This window comes from Aeromonas sp. R2-4, assembly GCF_040908365.1.
GTDB classification, from domain to species: domain Bacteria; phylum Pseudomonadota; class Gammaproteobacteria; order Enterobacterales; family Aeromonadaceae; genus Aeromonas; species Aeromonas veronii.
Genome location: NZ_JBFODO010000023.1, coordinates 1 through 21,585, shown reverse-complemented (window position 1 = coordinate 21,585; position 21,585 = coordinate 1). Strand labels below are relative to the sequence as shown.

At 56.5% G+C, this 21,585-nt stretch carries 23 protein-coding genes; 6 read left to right on the top strand and 17 right to left on the bottom strand.

Features of this window, described 5'->3' with window-relative positions; genetic code table 11:
- Positions 1-23: 23 nt before the first annotated feature.
- The 6 genes from hscB to trmJ all read right to left on the bottom strand — a co-directional run bounded on the left by hscB (position 24) and on the right by trmJ (position 4,011).
- Positions 24-542, bottom strand: coding sequence for a co-chaperone HscB (hscB, locus tag AB5Z05_RS11690; protein WP_182937703.1), 519 nt, complete (start codon positions 540-542; stop codon positions 24-26).
- Between the two features lie 118 nt (positions 543-660).
- Entirely contained in the window at positions 661-984 is a 324-nt protein-coding gene (iscA, locus tag AB5Z05_RS11685; RefSeq protein WP_005333812.1) for an iron-sulfur cluster assembly protein IscA, read from the bottom strand.
- A 15-nt stretch (positions 985-999) separates the two neighbouring features.
- Entirely contained in the window at positions 1,000-1,383 is a 384-nt protein-coding gene (gene iscU, locus AB5Z05_RS11680; protein ID WP_040094674.1) for a Fe-S cluster assembly scaffold IscU, read from the bottom strand.
- 41 nt (positions 1,384-1,424) lie between these two features.
- The gene (locus AB5Z05_RS11675; protein ID WP_064341954.1) at positions 1,425-2,639 is read right to left on the bottom strand and encodes an IscS subfamily cysteine desulfurase; all 1,215 of its coding nucleotides are present in this window, start codon (positions 2,637-2,639) and stop codon (positions 1,425-1,427) included.
- 53 nt (positions 2,640-2,692) lie between these two features.
- Positions 2,693-3,196, bottom strand: coding sequence for a Fe-S cluster assembly transcriptional regulator IscR (gene iscR / locus AB5Z05_RS11670; protein WP_026035025.1), 504 nt, complete (start codon positions 3,194-3,196; stop codon positions 2,693-2,695).
- Between the two features lie 92 nt (positions 3,197-3,288).
- On the bottom strand, positions 3,289-4,011 hold the full coding sequence (trmJ, locus tag AB5Z05_RS11665; protein WP_005359790.1) for a tRNA (cytosine(32)/uridine(32)-2'-O)-methyltransferase TrmJ: 723 nt from the start codon (positions 4,009-4,011) through the stop codon (positions 3,289-3,291).
- 187 nt (positions 4,012-4,198) lie between these two features.
- On the opposite strand from trmJ, the gene AB5Z05_RS11660 reads away from it, so the two are divergent.
- Positions 4,199-4,615 carry a hypothetical protein gene (locus AB5Z05_RS11660; protein ID WP_368151606.1) on the top strand — a complete coding sequence of 139 codons (417 nt, stop codon included), beginning with the start codon at positions 4,199-4,201 and terminating at the stop codon, positions 4,613-4,615.
- Here AB5Z05_RS11660 and AB5Z05_RS11655 read toward each other — a convergent pair.
- Positions 4,568-5,101: an SCP2 domain-containing protein gene (locus AB5Z05_RS11655; RefSeq protein ID WP_110303243.1), complete on the bottom strand. Its 534-nt coding sequence runs from the start codon at positions 5,099-5,101 to the stop codon at positions 4,568-4,570. The two genes, AB5Z05_RS11660 and AB5Z05_RS11655, sit on opposite strands and share 48 nt — an antisense overlap.
- A gap of 189 nt (positions 5,102-5,290) precedes the next feature.
- Here AB5Z05_RS11655 and AB5Z05_RS11650 point away from each other — a divergent pair, with 189 nt between their 5' ends.
- Positions 5,291-6,286 (top strand): peptidase U32 family protein, encoded by a 996-nt coding sequence (locus tag AB5Z05_RS11650; protein WP_042056156.1) that lies wholly within the window; start codon positions 5,291-5,293, stop codon positions 6,284-6,286.
- 11 nt (positions 6,287-6,297) lie between these two features.
- Positions 6,298-7,170, top strand: a complete 873-nt coding sequence (locus AB5Z05_RS11645; protein WP_368151604.1) for a U32 family peptidase — start codon at positions 6,298-6,300, stop codon at positions 7,168-7,170.
- 63 nt (positions 7,171-7,233) lie between these two features.
- Here AB5Z05_RS11645 and nlpI read toward each other — a convergent pair whose 3' ends face one another.
- From nlpI to queA, 7 genes are all read right to left on the bottom strand, one after another.
- On the bottom strand, positions 7,234-8,178 hold the full coding sequence (gene nlpI, locus AB5Z05_RS11640; RefSeq protein ID WP_005351017.1) for a lipoprotein NlpI: 945 nt from the start codon (positions 8,176-8,178) through the stop codon (positions 7,234-7,236).
- Positions 8,179-8,268: 90 nt separating this feature from the next.
- Positions 8,269-8,637, bottom strand: a complete 369-nt coding sequence (locus AB5Z05_RS11635) for a rhodanese-like domain-containing protein (protein WP_019446086.1) — start codon at positions 8,635-8,637, stop codon at positions 8,269-8,271.
- Between the two features lie 84 nt (positions 8,638-8,721).
- Complete coding sequence (gene secF, locus AB5Z05_RS11630) at positions 8,722-9,669, bottom strand: protein translocase subunit SecF (protein ID WP_005337322.1); 948 nt, start codon at positions 9,667-9,669, stop codon at positions 8,722-8,724.
- A gap of 10 nt (positions 9,670-9,679) precedes the next feature.
- Positions 9,680-11,533: a protein translocase subunit SecD gene (secD, locus tag AB5Z05_RS11625; protein WP_005337324.1), complete on the bottom strand. Its 1,854-nt coding sequence runs from the start codon at positions 11,531-11,533 to the stop codon at positions 9,680-9,682.
- Positions 11,534-11,551: 18 nt separating this feature from the next.
- Complete coding sequence (gene yajC / locus AB5Z05_RS11620) at positions 11,552-11,887, bottom strand: preprotein translocase subunit YajC (RefSeq protein ID WP_005337327.1); 336 nt, start codon at positions 11,885-11,887, stop codon at positions 11,552-11,554.
- Positions 11,888-11,939: 52 nt separating this feature from the next.
- Complete coding sequence (tgt, locus tag AB5Z05_RS11615) at positions 11,940-13,076, bottom strand: tRNA guanosine(34) transglycosylase Tgt (protein WP_005337329.1); 1,137 nt, start codon at positions 13,074-13,076, stop codon at positions 11,940-11,942.
- Between the two features lie 74 nt (positions 13,077-13,150).
- Positions 13,151-14,203 (bottom strand): tRNA preQ1(34) S-adenosylmethionine ribosyltransferase-isomerase QueA, encoded by a 1,053-nt coding sequence (gene queA, locus AB5Z05_RS11610; protein ID WP_005344678.1) that lies wholly within the window; start codon positions 14,201-14,203, stop codon positions 13,151-13,153.
- A 212-nt stretch (positions 14,204-14,415) separates the two neighbouring features.
- Between queA and AB5Z05_RS11605 the strand changes: the two genes are divergently transcribed.
- The 3 genes from AB5Z05_RS11605 to ahpF all read left to right on the top strand — a co-directional run bounded on the left by AB5Z05_RS11605 (position 14,416) and on the right by ahpF (position 17,825).
- Positions 14,416-14,862, top strand: a complete 447-nt coding sequence (locus tag AB5Z05_RS11605) for a CBS domain-containing protein (RefSeq protein ID WP_013723842.1) — start codon at positions 14,416-14,418, stop codon at positions 14,860-14,862.
- A gap of 691 nt (positions 14,863-15,553) precedes the next feature.
- Positions 15,554-16,120 carry an alkyl hydroperoxide reductase subunit C gene (gene ahpC, locus AB5Z05_RS11600; protein WP_005337335.1) on the top strand — a complete coding sequence of 189 codons (567 nt, stop codon included), beginning with the start codon at positions 15,554-15,556 and terminating at the stop codon, positions 16,118-16,120.
- 124 nt (positions 16,121-16,244) lie between these two features.
- Complete coding sequence (ahpF, locus tag AB5Z05_RS11595; RefSeq protein ID WP_064339974.1) at positions 16,245-17,825, top strand: alkyl hydroperoxide reductase subunit F; 1,581 nt, start codon at positions 16,245-16,247, stop codon at positions 17,823-17,825.
- 136 nt (positions 17,826-17,961) lie between these two features.
- Here the strand turns inward: ahpF and AB5Z05_RS11590 are convergent, their stop codons facing one another.
- The 3 genes from AB5Z05_RS11590 to AB5Z05_RS11580 form a co-directional block, all read right to left on the bottom strand.
- Complete coding sequence (locus AB5Z05_RS11590) at positions 17,962-18,678, bottom strand: SIMPL domain-containing protein (RefSeq protein ID WP_005337338.1); 717 nt, start codon at positions 18,676-18,678, stop codon at positions 17,962-17,964.
- A gap of 56 nt (positions 18,679-18,734) precedes the next feature.
- Positions 18,735-19,295, bottom strand: a complete 561-nt coding sequence (locus tag AB5Z05_RS11585; RefSeq protein WP_047434337.1) for a hypothetical protein — start codon at positions 19,293-19,295, stop codon at positions 18,735-18,737.
- Positions 19,296-19,381: 86 nt separating this feature from the next.
- Positions 19,382-21,585 (bottom strand): type I secretion C-terminal target domain-containing protein (locus AB5Z05_RS11580; RefSeq protein WP_368151602.1); only part of this gene is annotated, 2,204 nt, incomplete at its 5' end.

The window sequence follows — 21,585 nt, the reverse complement described above, 5'->3', positions numbered from 1 at the left end:
ATGAAACTTCCAGCGTTAAAGGATCAAGACTCGAGAAGCGAGTCTTCGAATCGTTCCAGCTCTTCGAGGAGCTTGTCGACAAACTTGAGTTTGCGAACGCAATCAGCGGCAACAAGATCTTTACCGGCGGTAAGAGACTCGGTCAGCTGCTGCATCAACATCTGGTGATCATGCCTGATCTCGCTGCGAAAATCCTTGATGGCGCGCTCAGGGTCAGCGTCATCTTTCAGATCGGCCAGACGCTCGCGCCACTCCAGCTGCTGCATCAGAAACGCGGTATCTTGCAGGGTCTGCTGTTCACCACGGATATCGGTGCCACGCAGGGAGAGCAGATATTCGGCACGGCGCAGCGGCGCCTTGAGGGTAGTGAATGCTTCGTTGATCTGGGCGGCACGTTGCACCGCAGCCAGCTGCTCCCGTTCGGGGGCGGTGGCAAAACGATCAGGATGGAATTGGGTTTGCAGTTGGCGGTAGGTATCAGCCAACTGACGGGTATCGAGCTCGAAGCCTTCAACCAGCCCAAACAGCTCGAAATGATTCATGCAAACCTCTTGAAAACGTTCGCCACAACCTCACTCGCCCTTGGCAAATGAGATGTGGTTGAACGGGTCATGAGCGACCCGTTCAACCACAGACGAAGGATCATTGACGTCAAACAGCTCAGACACTGAAGCTTTCGCCGCAACCACACTCGCCTTTGGCGTTGGGATTATTGAACTGGAAGCCCTCGTTGAGGCCCTCCTTGACGAAATCCAGCTCGGTGCCATCCAGATGGATCAGGCTCTTGGCATCGACAATAATCTTGACGCCCTGCTGCTCGAACACCTGATCTTCATCGGTCAGTTCATCAACGAACTCAAGCACGTAGGCCAGACCGGAGCAGCCGGTAGTCTTGACACCGAGGCGCAGGCCAATGCCCTTGCCCCGGTTAGCCAGAAAAGAGGAAACCCGTGCCGCGGCGGCATCTGTCATGGTAATAGCCATACTGCTCTCCGGCGCTTAGAGACCTTTCTTCTGCTTGTAATCGGCGATGGCGGCCTTGATGGCGTCCTCAGCCAGAATGGAGCAGTGGATCTTCACCGGTGGCAGGGCCAGCTCTTCGGCGATATCGGTGTTCTTGATGCCAGCCGCTTCGTCCAGGGTCTTGCCCTTGACCCATTCGGTCACCAAGGAGCTGGAGGCGATGGCAGAACCGCAGCCGTAGGTCTTGAACTTGGCATCTTCGATGATGCCTTCATCGCTGATCTTCAATTGCAGCTTCATCACGTCGCCACAAGCAGGCGCACCGACCATGCCGGTCGCGATGCTGGGATCATTCTTGTCGAAACCACCGACGTTGCGAGGATTCTCGTAGTGGTCGATTACTTTTTCACTGTAAGCCATATCTCACTCCTGCTAATTCTGTTGCTCACTGACCAAATAGATCAGTGATGAGCCCATTCGACCGTGTTCAGATCGACGCCGTCTTTGTACATCTCCCACAGGGGGGACATCTCGCGCAGACGACCGATGGAGTCACGAATAAGCTTGACCGCGTAGTCAATCTCTTCCTCGGTGGTGAAGCGACCCATGCTGAAACGGATGGAGCTGTGTGCCAGCTCGTCGTTCAGACCCAGTGCGCGCAGCACATAGGAAGGTTCCAGGCTGGCGGAGGTACAGGCCGAACCGGAAGAGACCGCCAAATCTTTCAGCGCCATGATGAGGGATTCCCCTTCCACATAAGCAAAGCTGACGTTGAGGTTGCCCGGAACACGCTGATCCAGATCGCCATTGATGTAGACGGCTTCAATATCCTTGATGCCATCCCACAGACGCTGGCGCAGAGCCAAGATGCGCTCGCCTTCACTCACCATCTCTTCTTTGGCGATGCGGAAAGCTTCGCCCATCCCGACGATCTGGTGGGTCGGCAGAGTACCGGAACGCATGCCGCGCTCGTGGCCGCCACCGTGCATCTGGGCTTCCAGGCGAACGCGGGGTTTGCGGCGAACAAACAGTGCACCGATCCCTTTCGGACCATACACCTTGTGCGCAGAGACGGAGAGCAGATCCACTTTCAGTGCTTCCACATCTACCGGGATCTTGCCCACACTCTGAACGGCATCCACGTGCAGCAGGATCTTGCGGGAACGGCACAACTCGCCGATGGCGGCAATGTTCTGAACCACGCCGATTTCGTTGTTCACATGCATGATGCTGACCAGGATGGTGTCATCACGCATGGCATTTTCGATCATCTCGATAGTGAACAGGCCGTTGGGCATCGGCTCAAGATAGGTCACCTCGAACCCTTCACGCTCCAGCTGGCGACAGGTATCGAGCACAGCCTTGTGTTCGGTCTTGGAGGTGATGATGTGCTTGCCCTTGCTGGCATAGAAGTGGGCAACACCCTTGATGGCCAGGTTATTAGATTCGGTCGCACCGGAAGTGAAGACGATCTCGCGGGGATCGGCACCGATCAGATCTGCCACTTGATTACGGGCCAGATCCACCGCCTCTTCGGCTTGCCAGCCAAAGCGGTGAGAACGGGAAGCCGGATTGCCGAACAGGCCATCCATGGTGAGACACTGCATCATTTTTTCTGCGACACGCGGGTCCACCGGACAGGTTGCCGAATAATCAAGGTAAATAGGCAGTTTCATGTTTTTCTCCGTCACAGTCCGGGTCATACAGAGTCCCGCTGTGGAAAGCACGTTTATAGTTGGACTTTCAAGCTCACATCGCCGTGTTCTGCCCGATCAACCAGGGACAACACGGTCTTCATTTGTTCATCTTGCTTACCGGCAATCCGGCGCACATCGGCCTGGCGTACCAGCTCGGCCAGCGTGATATCCCCGAGGAAGCTGGAGATCCGCTCACTCAGGTCGCGCCACAGGGAGTGAGTCAGGCACTGGGTACCGCCGTGGCAACCGCCCTTGCCGAGGCACTTGGTGGCATCGACCGACTCATCGACCGCGGTGATCACTTGACCCACCGAAATCTCGCCTGGGGCCAACCCGAGGCGATAACCACCACCCGGGCCACGCACGCTGCTCACCAGACCATGTTTGCGCAGGCGGGCAAAGAGCTGCTCGAGATAGGACAACGAGATGCCCTGGCGCTCGGAAATATCGGCAAGGGGGACGGGCCCCTGCTCTGCATGCAGCGCCACGTCGAGCATGGCGGTTACAGCGTAACGTCCTTTTGAAGTCAGTCTCATGTGCCTTACCGTCTTGCGAAGCAATTTAATGGGGCACATGGTCACATACCCGACCAAATCAGTCAAGTATATGGTTGAGCAAATCAGTCGGATTAATCCGGTACGCGCGCTTTCTGCACCGAGGTCAGAATACCGCGCAGAATGTTGAGCTCAGCTGCTTCCGGCCGAGCCCGATTGAACAGGCGACGCAGCTTGCTCATCACATGACCCGGATGGTCATCGGCAATAAAACCGGTCTTCATCAGGGTTTGTTCCAGGTGCTGATAAAACCCTTCCAGCTGGGCGGCACTCGGATAGGCCATCTCATCTTCAGGCTCGGCGGCCTGCCCCTGCAGCCAGCGCATCCGCACTTCGTAACAGAGGGTCTGCACCGCCATGGCCAGATTGAGGGAGCTGTAATCAGGATTGGCCGGAATGGCCACGTGGTAGTGGCACTTTTGCAACTCGTCATTGGTGAGACCGGTGCGTTCACGGCCAAACACCAGCGCGACCGGGTGCTGCATCCCCTCAACCACCGACTTTTCGCCGGCCTCACGGGGATCGAGCATGGGCCAGCTCAGAGTTCGAGAGCGGGCGCTGGTGCCAATCACCAAACCACAATCGGCGATCGCGTCATCCAGAGTCGGGACGATACGGGCATTGGCAAGCACATCGCTGGCACCAGCCGCCAAGGCGAAGGCATTGTCATCCGGCAAGGCTTGCGGATCAACCAATACCAGCTGGGTCAAACCCATGGTCTTCATGGCACGTGCCGCAGACCCCATGTTGCCGGTATGAGAGGTGTTTACCAAAACGATACGAATCTGATCCAACATGCCCAGTCATTCTTCAGTCAAAAATGGCGCGCAATTGTAACATAAGAGAACACGATGTTGGCACCGTAAAAGCCGAGCCATTTCAGAACAAAACTACCCGTTTGTATAACAAACCAGCATGAGGGAAGTGAGAGGGGGGGGCTAAACTTGATGGATATCCGATAAACGGCACAGGAGACACCACGCCATGCTTCCTCCCTTTATCTATGAGAGATTGCCCAGCCTCTACCTGCTGGCAGCCATTGCCATTATTACGTTGAGTGAACAGCCACTGCTCTGGTTTGCTGGCGCCTTGCTGTTTATCGCCGGAGCGGTGACCTGGATGATGCGCTCCAGCTACCGACGTACCGATCTGATTATCTTTCCGAGCAAACGCTGGCTACAGCCGGAGTGGCTGTATGAAGCGCAACCCTTTATCTGGCTGGCTGCGGGGCTGGCCATGTCACAGCTGCCCGCCCCTGCAGCACTCATCGCCTTGCTGCCCTGTCTGTGGGCCTGTCGTTGCCTCTGGGCACGGCACCATTATCGTCGCCATGCCCATGGGGTGATTTTCCACTTAAGACGGGATCCCGCCCGGCGCCGTCTGCACCGGAGCCTGCGCTGACTCGGTGCGGGCGCGTTCGATAAACGTCGCCAGATCCATCAGGGGATACTTCATCAGGCTCGGCAAGCCATCGAGATCCAGACTGTCCATCAAGTTTTTCACCTCAAGACCCAGTTCGGTATCCCCTTCTATCTTCAGCTTGCGCTGAAAAAAGAGCGAATCCGGATCCTCTTTGCGACCAGCGATGAGGATCAGGTCGTTGGCGGTACCGCTGAAGCAGACATCGGCCTTGTCACACTCGCGAGCTACCACCAGCTGGCCATTCTGCTCACTGATAAACCAGCACAGCTCCAGATCAGAAACTTCGACTTTCAGCCACTTGTCTGCCAGAAACTCGAAATCGCCATCTTCGATAGCCTCTTTGAAAACCCGGGCCAGTAAACTCTCCATCAGCTGCTTTTGCAGATTGAAGGGAACCAGCTTGAGGGGATGGCGCAAGAAGCGCGGAGCCTGTTCGACCAGGCGACGTTGCAGTTTTTGAAACACGATAGACTCCCTTTTTTGCGCATTCAAACACAGGGAGAGTGGCAAGATCCTGTTGGAAATCAAACTTGTGCAGGGTTACCTCAAGAAGGGTAAAGCCACACAAAGCTGCCTCAGGTCAAAAAGCGGGAGTGCATGGCTGCATACAATCAGGGCTCGTTTGCCCTTCATATGCACTCTCGGAGCGTACCAATGGAATTACTCTGTCCGGCAGGCAGTTTGCCGGCACTGAAAACCGCCGTGGATAACGGGGCCGATGCCGTTTATATCGGTTTCAAGGATGACACCAATGCCCGCCACTTTGCCGGTCTCAACTTTACCGACAGCAAACTGGAGAAGGCGGTGGATTATGTGCATCAACATGGTCGCAAGCTGCATATTGCCATCAATACCTTTGCCCATCCCGGGGCCGATACTCGATGGAAACAGGCGGTTGATCGCGGGGTGGCCCTCGGCGCCGATGCGTTAATCATCGCCGATCTCGCCGTGCTGGAATATGCCAGCCGCCACTACCCCGAGATGGAACTCCATGTCTCGGTGCAGGCCAGCGCCACCAATGCCGCCGCCATTCGCTTCTATCAGCAGCAATTCAATGTCACACGGGTGGTGCTGCCCCGGGTGCTCTCCATGCATCAGGTCAAGCAGCTGGCCCGCGAGACCGATGTTGGCCTAGAGGTATTCGCCTTTGGCAGCCTCTGCATTATGGCCGAGGGGCGCTGCTATCTCTCCTCCTACATGACTGGCGAGAGCCCCAACACCGTCGGCGCCTGCTCACCGGCCAAGTTCGTCCGTTGGGAAGAGACCGCGAACGGCCTCGAGTCGCGGCTCAACGAGGTACTGATCGACCGCTATGGCCCGGGCGAAAATGCCGGTTACCCGACCCTGTGCAAGGGGCGTTTCGACGTGGATGGCCAGACCTACCACGCGCTGGAAGAGCCCACCAGTCTCAATACCCTGGGTCTCCTGCCCGAGCTGTTCAAGACCGGGATCCAGTCGGTCAAGATTGAAGGGCGCCAGCGCAGCCCCGCCTATGTGGAGCAAGTGACCCGGGTGTGGCGTGCAGCCATCGATGCCTATCAGGCCAATCCCGAGGCCTATCAGGTCAAAGCTGAGTGGGATGCCCAGCTCGCCCGCGTCTCCGAAGGTAGCCAGACTACCCTCGGCGCCTACCATCGTCAGTGGCAATAAGGAGTCCACCCATGCAATTTTCTCTCGGGCCTCTTCTCTTCTACTGGCCCAAAGCCGATACCGAAGCCTTTTACCATGCCGCTGCCGACAGTCAGGCCGACATCATCTATCTGGGGGAGACCGTCTGCAGCAAGCGGCGCGAACTCAAAGTCGATGACTGGATTGCGCTGGCCCGTCAGATGGCCTGCTCCGGCAAGCAGGTGGTGCTCTCGACCCTCGCCCTTATCTCCGCCCCCTCCGAACTCAAGGAGGTGAAGCGGCTGGTCGACAATGGCGACCTGATGGTCGAAGCCAACGATCTCGGTACGGTGCAACTCGCCTGGGAGGCAGGGATCCCCTTCGTCTGTGGCCCCGCCATCAACGCCTATAACGCCGATGTGCTGCGCATGTTGCTCAAACAGGGGATGAAACGCTGGGTCATGCCGGTGGAGCTCTCCCGTGACTGGCTGATCCAGCTCAATCAGGATCTGGGCTCCCTGCGCGACCAATTTGAGGTGGAGGTGTTTGCCTACGGCCATCTGCCGCTCGCCTACTCGGCGCGCTGCTTCACCGCCCGCTCCCTCGACAAACCGAAAGACAACTGCGAGCTCGCCTGCATCAACTATCCCACCGGACGACTGGCCAACAGCCGCGAGGGGCAACGGGTGTTCAATCTCAACGGGATCCAGACCCAGTCCGGCTACTGCTACAACCTAGGTAACGAGCTGGCTGGTATGGAAGGTCTGGTAGATGTGGTCAGGCTTTCGCCGCAAGGGATGGAGACGCTGGAGATGCTGGCCCGCTTCAAAGCCAACCGTCAGGGCCAGGCTCCCCTCCCCTTGCAGCAAGGAAGCGATTGCAACGGCTACTGGCGCCAGATCCCCGGCATGAGCCTGGTGGAGTAAACCCGCCATTCGCCCAACAAAAAGGCCTCATCAGAGGCCTTTTTATCACTATCTGACAGTAGATCAGGAGGGTTGATCACCCTTGTTACGAGCGCTCTGGGCACCTGGCGGCAAGGGCTTGCGCGCCATCAACTCCAGCTCCAGCAGCGCATAGCGGTGCTCGATGAAGTCATAGACGTTGTTAGATAAGGCCAGCTTGAAGTAGCTGATGGCCTCCTTGCGGTTGCCTTTGCCCAGCTCGAACTTGCCCAGATAGAAGTAGGTTTCACACAGGCGCTCGGCAAGCTCCCGGTTATCCTTCACCCCTTTCACCACGTTGCCCATCAGCTGGGAAGCGTTGATCTCGCCGGTATAGAGGCGTACCAGATCCCAGTTCCAGGCATCGTCATCGTATTTGTTGAGACGCTCGCGCATCCGGCTCATGGCGGCCGACGGGTCGAGTTTCTGCTCGGCCAGATAGAGCCAGATCACCCGATAGGGGTCTTCCGGCTGCGCCTCGTAGAAACGCTTCATATCGGCCGCGGCCAGTTCGGGACGGTTGCCGTAATAGAGGGCGATGCCACGGTTGAGATAGGCATAGTCATAGTCCGGCGCCAGTTCGAGGGCAGAATCGAACGCATCATAGGCTTCGTCGTAATTCTGCTGCTGTACCAGATAGACGCCGATGAAGTTGTAGGCTTCGGCGAAATCCGGTTTCTCCCGCAGGGCACGGTTGAAATCGAGCCGCGCGAGGGAACGCAGACCAACCCGATCAAACACCACAGCACGCTCATAGAACAACTCTGCCCGTTGCTCGGTGGTCAGTTCCATTTCACTGAGCATCTGCCCGAGTCGGGCGAGCGCCAGCTCACTCTGGTAGGAGACCTGCAGGGGGGTCGCCAACACCAGTGAAGCAGGCTGCGGCTTGGGAACCTTGGGGGTGTTAACCTGACTGCTACTGCTGCAACCCCACATGGGAAGCAACAACAGGATACCGAGGAGGTATCCAATCCCTTTCCTGACGTTCAATGAACACTCCGACGCTTACGCTTGACCCCGCATATGGTAAAGGTCAACTGCCGCTTTGTCATGTAGCTGTGCCCCTCTACCTCAAATAAATCAGGATTCGACAGGGTATCCGGCATCGCACCAACCGCGAAACCCGCCGTCGACGCTGATCACCTTGCGATAACCCATCTGTTGCAGGTTGTCCGCCGCCAGAATTGAGCGAAAACCACCACCACAATAGAGGTAGAGCTCGGTCTCGAGATCCGGGAACTGGGTCTCGATATCCCGCTCAATCACGCCACGACCCAGATATCGGGCACCGGGCAGATGGCCTTTGGCCCACTCGCTCTCTTCCCGCACGTCGATTAGGTGAAACGTGCGCCCTTCATCCTGCCAGCGCTTGATCTGGTGAACATCGGTTTCGGTGATGCGGGAGCGGATCCCGTCAACCAGCGCCAAAAAACGGGGATTGTGATGCATGACAAACTCCTGTTGTTTAAATCATGTGCGTCAGCAAACGACACGCAGAGATAAGAAAAGAGCGCCATGAGGCGCTCTTCACTGTTACGGCAGGATTTCCTGTTGGTCCGCACCCTCTTTTTCTACCTGGGTTGGCAGCATGTGCTCGCGCTTGACGCCGAGGAACATGGCAAACGCACTCGCCACATAGATGGAAGAGTAGGTACCGAACGCCACACCGATCACCATGGCCACGGCAAAACCGTGGATCAGCGCACCGCCCTTGAGCAGCAACGCCAGCACCACGATAAAGGTAAGGCCGGAGGTGATGATGGTACGACTCAGGGTCTCGGTCATGGAGAGATCCAGAATGTATTCGGTATCCCCTTTACGCACCTTGCGGAAGTTCTCCCGCAAGCGGTCGAACACCACGATAGTATCGTTCAGGGAGTAACCCACCAGGGTCATCAGTGCCGCCAGTACGGTCAGGTCGAACTCGTACTGGAAGTAGGCAAAGACACCCAGCGTGATCACTACGTCGTGCACCAGGGAGAGAATGCCCCCCAGCGCCAGACGCCATTCGAAACGCACTGCCACGTAGGCCAGGATACAGAGGATAGAGGCCAGCATCGCCAGCGCACCGTCTGTCGCCAGTTCATCACCCACGGAAGGGCCGACGAACTCGACGCGTTTGAGCACTGCGCCCTCGTCGAGCTGCTTGGCCGCCGCCAGCACTTCGTTACCCTGTTGTTCTACCTTGACCCCCTCTTTCGGGGTCAGGCGGAACAGCACGTCACGGCTGGAGCCAAAGTGTTGCAGGGTTGCCCCTTCAATCTTCTGCTCTTCCAGAGCGTCGTGGATCTTGTCCAGGCTCACCGATTGCTGGAACCCCACCTCGATGGTGGTACCACCGGTAAAGTCCAGACCCCAGTTCAGACCCCGATCAAACAGGAAGAACAGGGCTACCACCATCAGCACGGAAGAGAAAACCACACCCGGCTTGGCATAGCGCATAAACGGGATCGGTTTTTCAAAATGTAGAATCTGAAACATCTCTCTATCCTCAGATGGGCAGCTTGTCGATACGCCGTCCACCCCAAGCCAGGTTGATAATGGCACGGGAAACTGTGATGGCAGTAAACATGGAGGCGGTCAGACCAATGCCCAGCGTCAGGGCAAAGCCCTTGATGGCGCCAGTACCGATACCGAACAGGATCACGCAGGTGATCAGCGAGGTCACGTTGGAGTCGGCGATGGTGGAGAATGCCCGATCAAAGCCCAGATGGATGGCTTGCTGAACACCACGACCGTTGCGGATCTCTTCACGAATACGCTCGTAGATCAGCACGTTGGCATCCACCGCCATACCCAGCGTCAGGACTATACCGGCGATACCCGGCAATGTCATGGTGGCCCCCGGGATCATCGACATGATGCCGACAATCAACACCAGGTTCATACAGAGCGCCAGGTTGGCAACCCAGCCGAACGCACGGTAGTAGATCCCCATGAACAGCACGATCACCAGCATGGCCCAGCCGATGGCTTCCATACCGCTATCGATGTTCTGTTGACCCAGGCTCGGGCCAATGGTGCGCTCTTCCACGATCTGGATCGGGGCGATCAGGGCACCGGCACGCAGCAGCAGCGCCAGGTTGTGGGCTTCGTTGGCGTTGTCGATACCTGTGATACGGAACTGGCTGCCAAGACGCGACTGGATGGTGGCGACGTTGATCACCTCTTCCTGCTTGCGGAACTTGCGCTTGCCATCCGGACCCGGTTGACCGACCGGCTTGTACTCGATGAAGACGGTCGCCATCCCTTTACCCACGTTATCCTTGGTAAAGTTGGCCATCTTGTTGCCACCCTGGCCATCCAGCTTGATGTTGACCTGGGGACGGCTGTACTCGTCGAAACCAGACTGGGCACCCACGATGTGGTCACCGGTCAGGATCACCCGCTTTTGCAGCACCACGGGACGACCATTGCGATCGTTGTAGACCTTGGAGCTGGGCGGGACACGGCCATCGGCCGCAGCCTGGATGTCGGCTGTCTCATCGACCATGTGGAATTCCAGGGTCGCGGTTGCACCCAGGATCTCCTTGGCGCGGGCGGTATCCTGAATACCGGGCAGTTCAACGACAATGCGCTCGGCGCCTTGCTGTTGTACCAGCGGCTCGGCCACGCCCAGTTCGTTGACCCGGTTACGGATGATGGTGATGTTCTGCTCGAGGGCGTACTTCTTCACTTCCTTGATCTTGGCTTCGCTCAGACCAGCCAGCAGGATGAACTCATCCCCTTTCTGCTCGGTAGTGAAAGTCAAATCAGGGTTCTGACGACGCAGATGAGAAACGGCGCGTTCCTGATCGGCTTCGTCACGGAAGATCACCTGCACCTGATCACCGACCCGGCGCACGCCGGAGTAACGGATCTTCTGGGTGCGCAGCTCGGAGCGGAAATCCTGCACCATCTGCTCTTGCTGCTTGGTCAGTGCTTCGGCCATGTCCACTTCCATCAGGAAGTGCACACCACCGCGCAGATCAAGACCCAGCTTCAGAGGCGCCGCACCGATGGCTTCGAGCCAGGCGGGAGTGGAAGGTGCCAGGTTGAGTGCGGTAATGAAGTTGTCGCCCAGCTTGTTGGCAACGATATCACGCGCCTTCAGCTGGTCTTCGGTGTTCTTGAAACGGATCAGGATAAAACCGTGCTCGAATGCAGCATGTTTGACCGGGATCTTGGCCGCTTCAAGGGTCTCTTTCACCAGATCAAGAGTATCTAGCTTGACTTCGGCACCACGGCTGGCAGAAACCTGCAAAGCCGGATCTTCGCCGTAAAGATTGGGGGCTGCATATAGAAAACCGATGGCGATCACCAGGATCACCATCAGGTATTTCCACAGCGGATAGCGATTCAACACGCTGTGCTCCTTGGGAGATTAAAGGGACTGGATAGAACCCTTGGGCAGAACGGCAGAGACGAAGTCCTTTTTGATGGTGACTTGAGTCTGGTCGTTCAGGGCGATCACCAGGTAATCGCTGTCTGCAGCCACTTTGGCAATTTTGCCAACCAGGCCACCGGAAGTGAGCACTTCATCACCCTTGGACAAGGAGCTCATCAGATTGCGGTGATCCTTGGCACGCTTGGCCTGGGGACGATAGATCATGAAGTAGAAAATCAGGCCGAATACGGCCAGCATGATGATCATTTCCATACCACCACCCTGTGCACCCGGTGCTGCGCCTTCTGCATACGCCTTGGAGATAATGCTCATTTAACAACCTCTTATTGATGTAGATTTAAAAAAACAAAATTATATGTTGTTGTTATTTAACGTCATTTTCAGCTAACGGAGGCACAGGCTTCCCTTGCCGACGGTAAAACTCTGTTACAAAGTCGTCTAATTTACCCTGCTCGATCGCGTCCCGCAAACCCTGCATCACACGCTGGTAATAACGCAGGTTATGAATCGTATTCAGACGGGCACCGAGGATCTCGTTGCACTTATCCAGATGGTGCAGGTAGCTTCGGCTGTAGTTCTTGCAGGTGTAGCAATCACACTCGGCATCCAGGGTACTGGTGTCGTTGCGATGTTGGGCGTTGCGGATCTTCACCACACCATCGGTGGTGAACAGGTGGCCGTTGCGGGCGTTGCGGGTCGGCATGACGCAGTCGAACATGTCGATACCGCGGCGCACCCCTTCCACCAGATCTTCCGGCTTGCCGACACCCATCAGGTAGCGCGGCTTGTCAGCCGGAATTTTCGGGCAGACGTGCTCGAGGATACGGTGCATGTCCTCTTTGGGTTCACCCACCGCCAGACCACCGACCGCATAACCGTCGAAACCGATCTCCAGCAGCCCCTTGAGGGAGACATCACGCAGATCTTCGTAGACCGAGCCCTGGATGATGCCGAACAGGGCGTTCTTGTTGCCCAGCGCATCAAACTTGTCGCGGGAGCGCTTGCCCCAGCGCAGGGACATCTCCATGGACTTGCGCGCTTCTTCATAAGTGGCCGGGTACGGAGTGCACTCGTCGAAGATCATCACGATGTCGGAGCCCAGATCGTACTGGATCTCCATGGACTTCTCGGGGTCGAGGAAGATCTTCTCGCCATTGATGGGGTGACGGAAGTGGACGCCCGCTTCGGTGATCTTGCGAATATGGCCTAGGCTGAACACCTGGAAACCACCGGAGTCGGTCAGGATCGGGCCCTGCCAGTTCATGAAGTCATGCAGATCGCCGTGGGCACGCATCACTTCCTGACCCGGACGTAGCCAGAGGTGGAAGGTGTTACCCAGCAGGATCTGGGCGCCGGTTTCACGCACTTCTTCCGGGGTCATCCCCTTGACGGTGCCGTAAGTCCCGACCGGCATAAAGGCCGGTGTTTGTACCACACCACGTTCGAAGACCAGTTGACCGCGACGGGCACGGCCGTCGGTGGTTTTCAGTTCAAATTTCATTGCTACCTCGGCTGCGTCAGATAAACAGTCTGACAATAGGAGGGCCGCTCACGGCCCGGTAAATAAGCTGAAGCTTATGCTTCAACCTGGCGACGGGTGACGAACATGGCGTCCCCGTAGCTGAAGAAACGGTACTGCCCGGCCACAGCTGCCTGATAGGCCGCCATCACGTTGTCATAACCGGCGAAGGCGCTGACCAGCATGATCAGGGTCGACTCCGGCAGATGGAAGTTGGTGACCATGGCATCGACAATCTGGAACTGGTAACCAGGGAAGATGAAGATATCGGTGTCACTAAAGAAGGGCGCCAGCGGTTTGCCCTGCGCCAGGGTGACCTTGGCCGCGCTCTCCAGCGAACGGACCGACGTGGTCCCCACCGCGATCACCCGGCCACCACGGGCACGGGTGGCCGCGATGGCATCTACCACCTCTTGCGGCACTTCCGCATACTCGGAGTGCATATGGTGATCTTCAATCTTCTCCACCCGCACCGGCTGGAAGGTCCCCGCCCCTACATGCAGGGTGACGAAGGCCGTTTCAACCCCTTTGGCCCGAATTTTCTCAAGCAGCGGCTCATCAAAGTGCAGACCGGCGGTCGGCGCCGCGACGGCGCCCGGCTTTTGATTGTAAACGGTCTGGTAGCGCTCCTTGTCGGCATCCTCGTCGGGACGGTCGATATAGGGGGGCAGCGGCATGTGGCCGATGGCCTCCAAAATCTCCAGCACCGGACGCGGGTCGAGGAAGTGGATCTCGAACAGGGCGTCGTGACGGGCACGCATCTCTGCCTCCACACCACCATCCATGATCATCCGGGTGCCGGGCTTGGGCGCCTTGGAGGCCCGGACATGGGCCAGCACGCTGTGCTCGTCCAGAATGCGCTCGACCAGTACCTCCAGCTTGCCGCCGCTGGCCTTCTGGCCAAACATGCGTGCCGGAATGACACGGGTGTTATTGAATACCAGCAGGTCACCCGGATTGAGCTGATCCAGCACATCCACAAATTGACCGTGGCGCAGGGCGCCAGTTTGACCATCGAGCTGCAACAGGCGGCTGGCGGTACGCTCTGCCATCGGATAGCGGGCAATCAGCTCGTCTGGCAGATCAAAATGAAAATCGGATACTTGCATCTTTCACCTCGGGGGGAATCGGCGGCTAGTCTAGTTATCCCCATCTTCCAAGGCAACCCAAAAGACCAAAAACCCAAGAGAGACAAGGGGTAGCGAGCAATATTGAGACACACCTCCGGTTAATGATTCTTTAATGTTCTGTATTGACCCTGATCATGTTTTGCCAGTTGGGGCTGGGCTAGGGTGAAAGCAGATACACAAGGAGGCCCACCATGATGACCCTATCCGAAATCATGACCGAACATCCCTTCACTCTGGGTCCGTCAAACAGTGTCAAACAGGCGATGGACCTGATGCAGCAGGAGCGGATCCGCCACATTCCCATCGTCGACGAGCAGCACCACCTGCTGGGGTTGGTAACCCTCACCGATATCCTGGCCACCCGGGAATCCAAGCTGCTGCTCATCAGCCCGGAGCGGGAAGCCGAATTTACCGACAGCGTGCAACTCGACGAGATCATGACACGGCAAGTGGCGAGCGTAGATCCTCACGCCGGCATCAAGGAGGCAGCACTCTACCTGCAGCGCCACAGATATGGCTGCCTGCCGGTACTCAAAGGACGCAAGCTGATCGGCATTGTCACCGAGTCGGACTTTATTGCCGTGGCCATCAACCTGCTGGAATTGATGGAAGAGCAGGAACCACCTACCGACTTTTGACAGATCAACCTGTAATTAAATTACAATAAAAGCGTTTTCAGCCGTCAGAATAAGCTAAAATGATGAAACACTTTCATTTTGATTGAAAAATTACACCAAATGCTTGCCTTGTGATCTGCGTCACACTATCATCCCTCTCATGCAATAGTTGCCGAGGGGGAGACGAGGGATTGTGCACCCATTATCTTCCTCTCATATGTCTGCAAGTTTGCACACCCCGTAGTTAGTCTTTGCTGTAAAGCATTTGTTTATATAGCCATTCCTTGTTTGATGACCCGGCCCTGTCGTTGCGATAGCGCCGGGATTTTTTTATCCGCGTTTTCTGCTCTCCCCCTTGTCAGCACATCTCCATCGCTGCGAGCAGCGGCCTCAACCTCCTGCACCACCTGTTTGCTCCACCGTTTATCTCATCGTGTCATCGTGGCTCTGCACACATCTTCCCATGTCTTGAAAAGGCGATGTTGCGCACAGATATTGAACCATGACAAGGAGTTATCTCAGTAGGCTAGAGATATTCATGTTAGGTACAGCCATAGTGAGCTATCTAATAAGTAGATTTAAGCGATTCAAAATTGCGGCTTTTATCGATTAACTGAAGCCCCTATGATGAATCCATCGAAAGTTAAGCGCCTCGTCTGGCAAGACTCTTCAACACCAGACCGGCATATGTACATCACCAAGGAGCAATTACATGTCTACCTACATCAACACTGAAATCAAGCCGTTCAATGCTACCGCCTACCACAATGGCAAATTCGTTCAGGTGTCTGACGCTGACCTGAAAGGCAAGTGGTCCGTGGTCTTCTTCTACCCGGCTGACTTCACCTTCGTTTGCCCGACCGAGCTGGGCGACCTTGCTGACAACTACGCTGAATTCCAGAAGCTGGGCGTCGAGATCTACTCTGTCTCTACCGATACCCACTTCACTCACAAAGCATGGCACGACACTTCTGACACCATTCAGAAGATCCAGTACCCGATGATTGGTGACCCGACTGGCACCATCACCCGCAACTTCGGTGTGATGATCGAAGAAGCTGGTCTGGCTGACCGCGGTACCTTCGTGATTGACCCGCAGGGCATCATCCAGATCGTCGAGATCAACGCTGGCGGTATCGGCCGTGACGCACTGGAACTGCTGCGCAAAGTCAAAGCAGCCCAGTACGTTGCCTCCCACCCGGGTGAAGTGTGCCCGGCTAAATGGAAAGAAGGCGAAGCCACTCTGGCCCCGTCCCTGGACCTGGTAGGCAAGATCTAAGCCTCCCGCTTCCAAGACCGGCCCGCATAAGGGCCGGTTTTGTTTCCGGCCCCAAGCAAAGGCACCGGTCTGCTTTCCGGCTTACATCTCACGCCGACCCGCAATCACAAGAAGGAATTCGAAGATGTTGGATACCAACCTCAAACAACAGCTGAACACCTATCTGCAGTACATCGTCAATCCCATCGAGATCAGCGTGTCCGGCAACGACAGCGACAAATCTGCAGAGCTGCTGGCACTGGCCAGCGAGATCGCCGAGATGTCCCCCAAGATCACCCAGACCTCTGGCACTGCCGCTCGCAAGCCTTCCATGAGTGTCGCGCCGCAGGGCCAAGCCCCGCGCGTTCACTTTGCCGGCATCCCCATGGGTCATGAGTTTACCTCTCTGGTGCTCGCCCTGCTGCAAAGCGGCGGCCACCCCTCCAAGGCCGATGCAGCCGTGCAGGAGCAGATCCGCAATCTCAAGGGTGAGTTCCACTTCGAGACCTATATCTCCCTCTCCTGCCACAACTGCCCGGACGTAGTACAGGCCCTCAACCTGATGGCGACCCTGAACCCCGGCATCACTCACACCATGATCGACGGCGCCCTGTTCCAGGAAGAGGTTGCCGAGCGTCAAATCATGGCGGTACCGAATGTCTACCTGAACGGCCAACCGTTCAGCCAGGGCCGTATCTCGCTGGAAGAGATCGTCGCCAAACTCGACACCGGTGCCGCCGAGCGCAAGGCTGCCGAGCTGAATGAGAAAGATCCCTACGATGTGCTGGTCGTGGGCGGTGGCCCGGCTGGCGCGGCAGCGGCCATCTATGCCGCTCGTAAAGGCATTCGCACCGCCATCGTTGCCGAACGTTTCGGTGGTCAGGTGATGGACACCGTCGGCATCGAGAACTTTATCTCCGTGCCCTACACCGAAGGCCCCAAGCTGGCCGCCAGCCTGGAGCAGCACGTCAAAGAGTACGGCGTTGAAGTGATCACCGAGCAGCGCGCCGCCGCCATCAGCAAAGATGGATATGTGAACGTGGATCTCGCCTCTGGCGCCACCTTGAAGAGCCGCGCCGTGATCCTGGCGACCGGTGCCCGCTGGCGTGATCTGAACGTACCGGGCGAGCTTGAGTACCGCACCAAGGGCGTGGCCTACTGCCCGCACTGCGATGGTCCCTTCTTCAAGGGCAAGCGAGTAGCTGTGATCGGTGGCGGTAACTCCGGCATCGAGGCAGCGATCGACTTGGCTGGCATCGTCGAGCATGTGACTGTGGTGGAGTTCGCCGACACCCTGCGTGCCGATGAAGTGCTGCAGAAGAAGGCTCGCTCTATGGGCAATATCGACATCATCATGAGCGCTCGCACCACCGAAGTGATCGGTGATGGCAGCAAGGTGGTCGGTATGGACTACGAAGATCGCACCACCGGTGAGATTAAACACCTGGCGGTGGCGGGGATCTTCGTCCAGATCGGCCTGGTACCGAACACCGAGTTCCTGAAAGGGAGCGAGATTGCCCTGACCCGCTTTGGCGAGATCGAGATCGATACCAAAGGGGCGACCTCCCTGCCCGGCGTCTACGCCGCAGGGGATGCCACCACGGTACCGTTCAAGCAGATCATCATCTCCATGGGTGCTGGCGCCACCGCCGCACTGGGTGCGTTTGATTACCTCATCCGCAACCCGGCTCCTGAAGCGACCCAGGCTGATGCTGTGACCGCCTGATAAACCCAGCGCAACAAAAAGCCGACGCTCGATTAAGTAAACACGAGCGTCGGCTTTTTTATATCTGCATCGATGCGCAATAAAAACCCCGCAGCAAATGGCGGGGTTGTTCATGACTGGACTTAAACGACGGGCATCACTCCAGCAAGAAAACAGCCTCGATATTATCACTTACCGTGATCTGCTGTTGTTGATAGCTGTTGTCCGCCATATCCGCCGCAGGTGCAGCCATCGCCATGGCCTGCACCACTTTCAGGTTGCGGCTGTAGGCGGTAATGGGCGAAGCATTGCGGTACTCCACACTGTAGACCTTGCCAAGCTTCATCCCGAACGCCTTGGCCAGAGATTCAGCCTTGGTTTTGGCATCCTCAACGGCATTCAGACGGGCCTGCTCCTTGATGACCTGCGGCGATTTCAACCCGTACTCAATCTGGGATACGGACTCCAGCCCGGCTTTGAGTGCGGTATCCATCAGGGGGCTCAACTTGTCGAGCTGATAGAGCTTCACCGCCAATTGCCGCTGGGCACGGTATCCCAGCAATACCGGTTTCTTGTTCTCGCCATACTGATATTCCGGAGAGACCATCAGGTTACCAGCCTCAACATCGCTGCGCTTGATCCCCAGCCCTTCCAGTTGGCTGAAAAAGGCTGCGACCTTGGTATCGACCTGCTGCTTGGCCTTGAGGCCCTGCTTATCCAGTGCACTCACCGCCACATTGAGGGTGAGCATATCGGGTTCGGTCTTCTGCTCGGCATAACCGCTCACCACCAGATGGGGCGCTTGCGGCACTTCAATCGCCAGCAGCGGAGCACTGACAACCAGAGCGGAAAGAGTAAGAAGGGGACGCCACATAGAAAAAAACCTCAATCGGAAAGATTGAGGCCATTATGCCCGTGCAGCTACGGGATTCATATATCGTGCAAGGGGGGGAGTTGATCCAGTATCTGATTGGTCAGATCGAGACTAATGGTGACCATGCTGCCGGGATCCTGGCTCTGGTTTGCCATATCCAGCGCAGGAGCCGCGCCACAGACCAACACCTCATCATCGAAATGGAACGAGTCCCACGACAGAACGTGTCCTTGCACCGCCTGTCCGATATTGGTGCCACCACTATCCTCCTCCATCGCAGACCAAGGGATGGTATCAGATGGTCCTAGCAAATCTTGCAACAACGGAGAGTGAAAACTGGCCAGCGGATACTCCTGCTGCCCCTGATGATGGCCAACCAGAATCATGTTATGGGCAGACTCGGTATCCATGACCGGCACATAAGTGATAGAGGCCGTAGCGAAGTCAACATAGAGCGAGCCCGCTACATCACCGGCCTCATTCTCAATCTCCATCCCATCCAGTCGATCCCCCGAGATCGAGGCCTGATAGCCAAACTGGCCTGCGCAGGTAATGTTCCCCTGCCCATCCCAGCTATAACGGATGCCATCAATGTCGACCCAGTTGAATGACTGCATGATTACCCCTCTCCTCTACTGCCGCTATCTTATCCATCCCCTTGAGGAAAAAACAGGGGCCAGGCAAGCCCGGCCCCAAGACAAGGTTACGGATCAACCTTCAAGTTACCGTCATCCAGCAACTTCTGAATAATCTGCAAGTCACTGTTACCCAGGGTCGTCAAGTCAATACTGTCAAACTTTATGACGTGGGTGGTTCCTCCATTCGTACCATCCAAATCAATAGTCAATGTTGATTTGTTTGTGCCTGGCCCATCACTACTGAAATTGAGGTACGCATCAAGCGAACCAGAGTTGGCATGTTCGCCAGTGAGCAGCTCGCTTATATCCAGTACATCTCCGCCAGTGCCGGTGGTGAAGTCTTTGATGACATCCACACCACCGATATCACCCGCCCCCCACTTAAAGGTGTCTTTACCGCCTCCACCTGTCAGGGTGTCGCCATCAGCACCACCAAGGAGCAAGTCATCGCCGCCACCACCGCTCAAGATGTCGCTTCCAACCAAACCGCTCAGTACGTTGGCATTGCCATCCCCCGTCAGACTGTCGTTGAACATGGAACCCACCAGATTTTCCATATTGCTCAGACTGTCAGTACCCGCACCACCGGTCGCCTGATTATTACCATTGACCTTAACAGTGACACCGGCCGTACTATCGATGTAACTGGCCGTGTCGTTGCCAGCACCACCGTTCAAGTTATCGTTGCCTGCACCGCCAACAAGAATGTCGTTGCCCTCGCCACCATTCAAAGCGTCGTTACCGGCACCGCCCAGCAGAATATCATTTCCAGCATTGCCGTTGAGCGTATCCGCCCCCGTCCCGCCGATGAGGATCTCGTCCAGATATCCTCCTGTGAGCGTTGCCCCGCTTTGAACATCCACGAAGACCTTGGCCGTATCTGTGGTCGAGCTATTGGTGTAGTTGAATGACCCTTCGTAGCTACTGGGGGTTGCGCTGCCAGAGGTATCATCGAACGTCACCGAACCCGCGTTATCTGTCACTGTTCCGCCAACGGCCCCAGAAACACCCGTAATAATCTGGGTCGCAGCCAGCGGCCCGGTATCATTGACAAGCAGTGCCCAATCCGGAACGGTTACAGGGTCCTGGTTGGTGATGATGAAATCATCACGCACCGCAGTGGGACCAACCGCTGGCCTGATAACGATGGCCAGGGTGCTGGACGCTGTGTCCCCGTCCTTATCGGTAACGCTATAGCCCACGACCTGGTTTATGCCCCCTGCCGGTATAGCAGACGGCGGAGTATAGGTATACGCCCCGTTGTCCATATCTACCTTGAGGGTGCCGCCAGCCAGCGCAATCATCCATTCGTTTGTTGATTGGTTAAAGGTCCCAACCGACGTATCGCCAGATGGGGTATCCGTGTTCTGGTTGTAGGTATACGTTATCCCCCCAACAGTAATGGAGCTGAGCCAGCCACCATCCGCCCCGGCACTGGCCACTATGCCATTGATTATTTGACCCGCCAGCGGTGGCGCCACAACGGTACTCAAAAGCGTAGCGGCCAATTGACTGAAATCAGTCACAACCACAGCGGTTGTATTCGCTGGGCTCGCGCCGCTGACACCATTGTAAGCGATGGGATCAAGTGCAGACTGGGTAGATCCCGAGCCCATCCCTAGCGCAAAGGAGTTAATATTGTTCGCTTTAAGGAAATCAGCCCAATCTTTGGTTTCTCCACTCAGTGTCGAGCCGTCACCATCAATGCCATTGCCACCACCAAGGGAGTTATCTCCATCCAGGACAGAAGCGGCTGAGCCACTCAATGCGTTCGCTGTAGGCTGACCATCTGACATAAAATAGGAGACATTTTGTGCGTTAATCTGCCTGCCTGTATCGCCAAAGGCCTTGATCGCCTCATTTAGAGCATCGTCATAGTTAGTACCACCTGATGGTTGCAGCCCCAATATGGTCGACTTGGCCACATCCACATTGACCCAGATACTGGTTGGGTTAGTAGCAGAGGATGCAAATGTGATGATATTGACCATAACGGTGCCATAGGCACTGTACTTGTCGAGCAACTCCAAGGCAGATTTTTGCATCACCTGCATCCGGGTCATGCCTTGATAGCCCGATGGATCACCCATACTGCCGGAAATATCGAGGATCAACATCAGGTTGGTATTTTGCACCTGAGTGGCCTGACCCGTGTTAGTTGCTACCGATGCAATCGGACCATCGTCGTTGAAACGTACCTGACCCGAAATATCTGCTGTCGTACTCTGCACGGTGTCGTTGTCACCGTCTCTCAGGGTGACCGTGACCC

Bases quoted from the DNA above. Each gene is read 5' to 3' on its own strand.
- hscB (WP_182937703.1), bottom strand. From the start codon at position 542: ATGAATCATTTCGAGCTGTTTGGGCTGGTTGAAGGCTTCGAGCTCGAT.
- iscA (WP_005333812.1), bottom strand. From the start codon at position 984: ATGGCTATTACCATGACAGATGCCGCCGCGGCACGGGTTTCCTCTTTT.
- iscU (WP_040094674.1), bottom strand. From the start codon at position 1,383: ATGGCTTACAGTGAAAAAGTAATCGACCACTACGAGAATCCTCGCAAC.
- AB5Z05_RS11675 (WP_064341954.1), bottom strand. From the start codon at position 2,639: ATGAAACTGCCTATTTACCTTGATTATTCGGCAACCTGTCCGGTGGAC.
- iscR (WP_026035025.1), bottom strand. From the start codon at position 3,196: ATGAGACTGACTTCAAAAGGACGTTACGCTGTAACCGCCATGCTCGAC.
- trmJ (WP_005359790.1), bottom strand. From the start codon at position 4,011: ATGTTGGATCAGATTCGTATCGTTTTGGTAAACACCTCTCATACCGGC.
- AB5Z05_RS11660 (WP_368151606.1), top strand. From the start codon at position 4,199: ATGCTTCCTCCCTTTATCTATGAGAGATTGCCCAGCCTCTACCTGCTG.
- AB5Z05_RS11650 (WP_042056156.1), top strand. From the start codon at position 5,291: ATGGAATTACTCTGTCCGGCAGGCAGTTTGCCGGCACTGAAAACCGCC.
- AB5Z05_RS11645 (WP_368151604.1), top strand. From the start codon at position 6,298: ATGCAATTTTCTCTCGGGCCTCTTCTCTTCTACTGGCCCAAAGCCGAT.
- AB5Z05_RS11635 (WP_019446086.1), bottom strand. From the start codon at position 8,637: ATGCATCACAATCCCCGTTTTTTGGCGCTGGTTGACGGGATCCGCTCC.
- secF (WP_005337322.1), bottom strand. From the start codon at position 9,669: ATGTTTCAGATTCTACATTTTGAAAAACCGATCCCGTTTATGCGCTAT.
- yajC (WP_005337327.1), bottom strand. From the start codon at position 11,887: ATGAGCATTATCTCCAAGGCGTATGCAGAAGGCGCAGCACCGGGTGCA.
- tgt (WP_005337329.1), bottom strand. From the start codon at position 13,076: ATGAAATTTGAACTGAAAACCACCGACGGCCGTGCCCGTCGCGGTCAA.
- queA (WP_005344678.1), bottom strand. From the start codon at position 14,203: ATGCAAGTATCCGATTTTCATTTTGATCTGCCAGACGAGCTGATTGCC.
- AB5Z05_RS11605 (WP_013723842.1), top strand. From the start codon at position 14,416: ATGATGACCCTATCCGAAATCATGACCGAACATCCCTTCACTCTGGGT.
- ahpC (WP_005337335.1), top strand. From the start codon at position 15,554: ATGTCTACCTACATCAACACTGAAATCAAGCCGTTCAATGCTACCGCC.
- ahpF (WP_064339974.1), top strand. From the start codon at position 16,245: ATGTTGGATACCAACCTCAAACAACAGCTGAACACCTATCTGCAGTAC.
- AB5Z05_RS11590 (WP_005337338.1), bottom strand. From the start codon at position 18,678: ATGTGGCGTCCCCTTCTTACTCTTTCCGCTCTGGTTGTCAGTGCTCCG.
- AB5Z05_RS11585 (WP_047434337.1), bottom strand. From the start codon at position 19,295: ATGCAGTCATTCAACTGGGTCGACATTGATGGCATCCGTTATAGCTGG.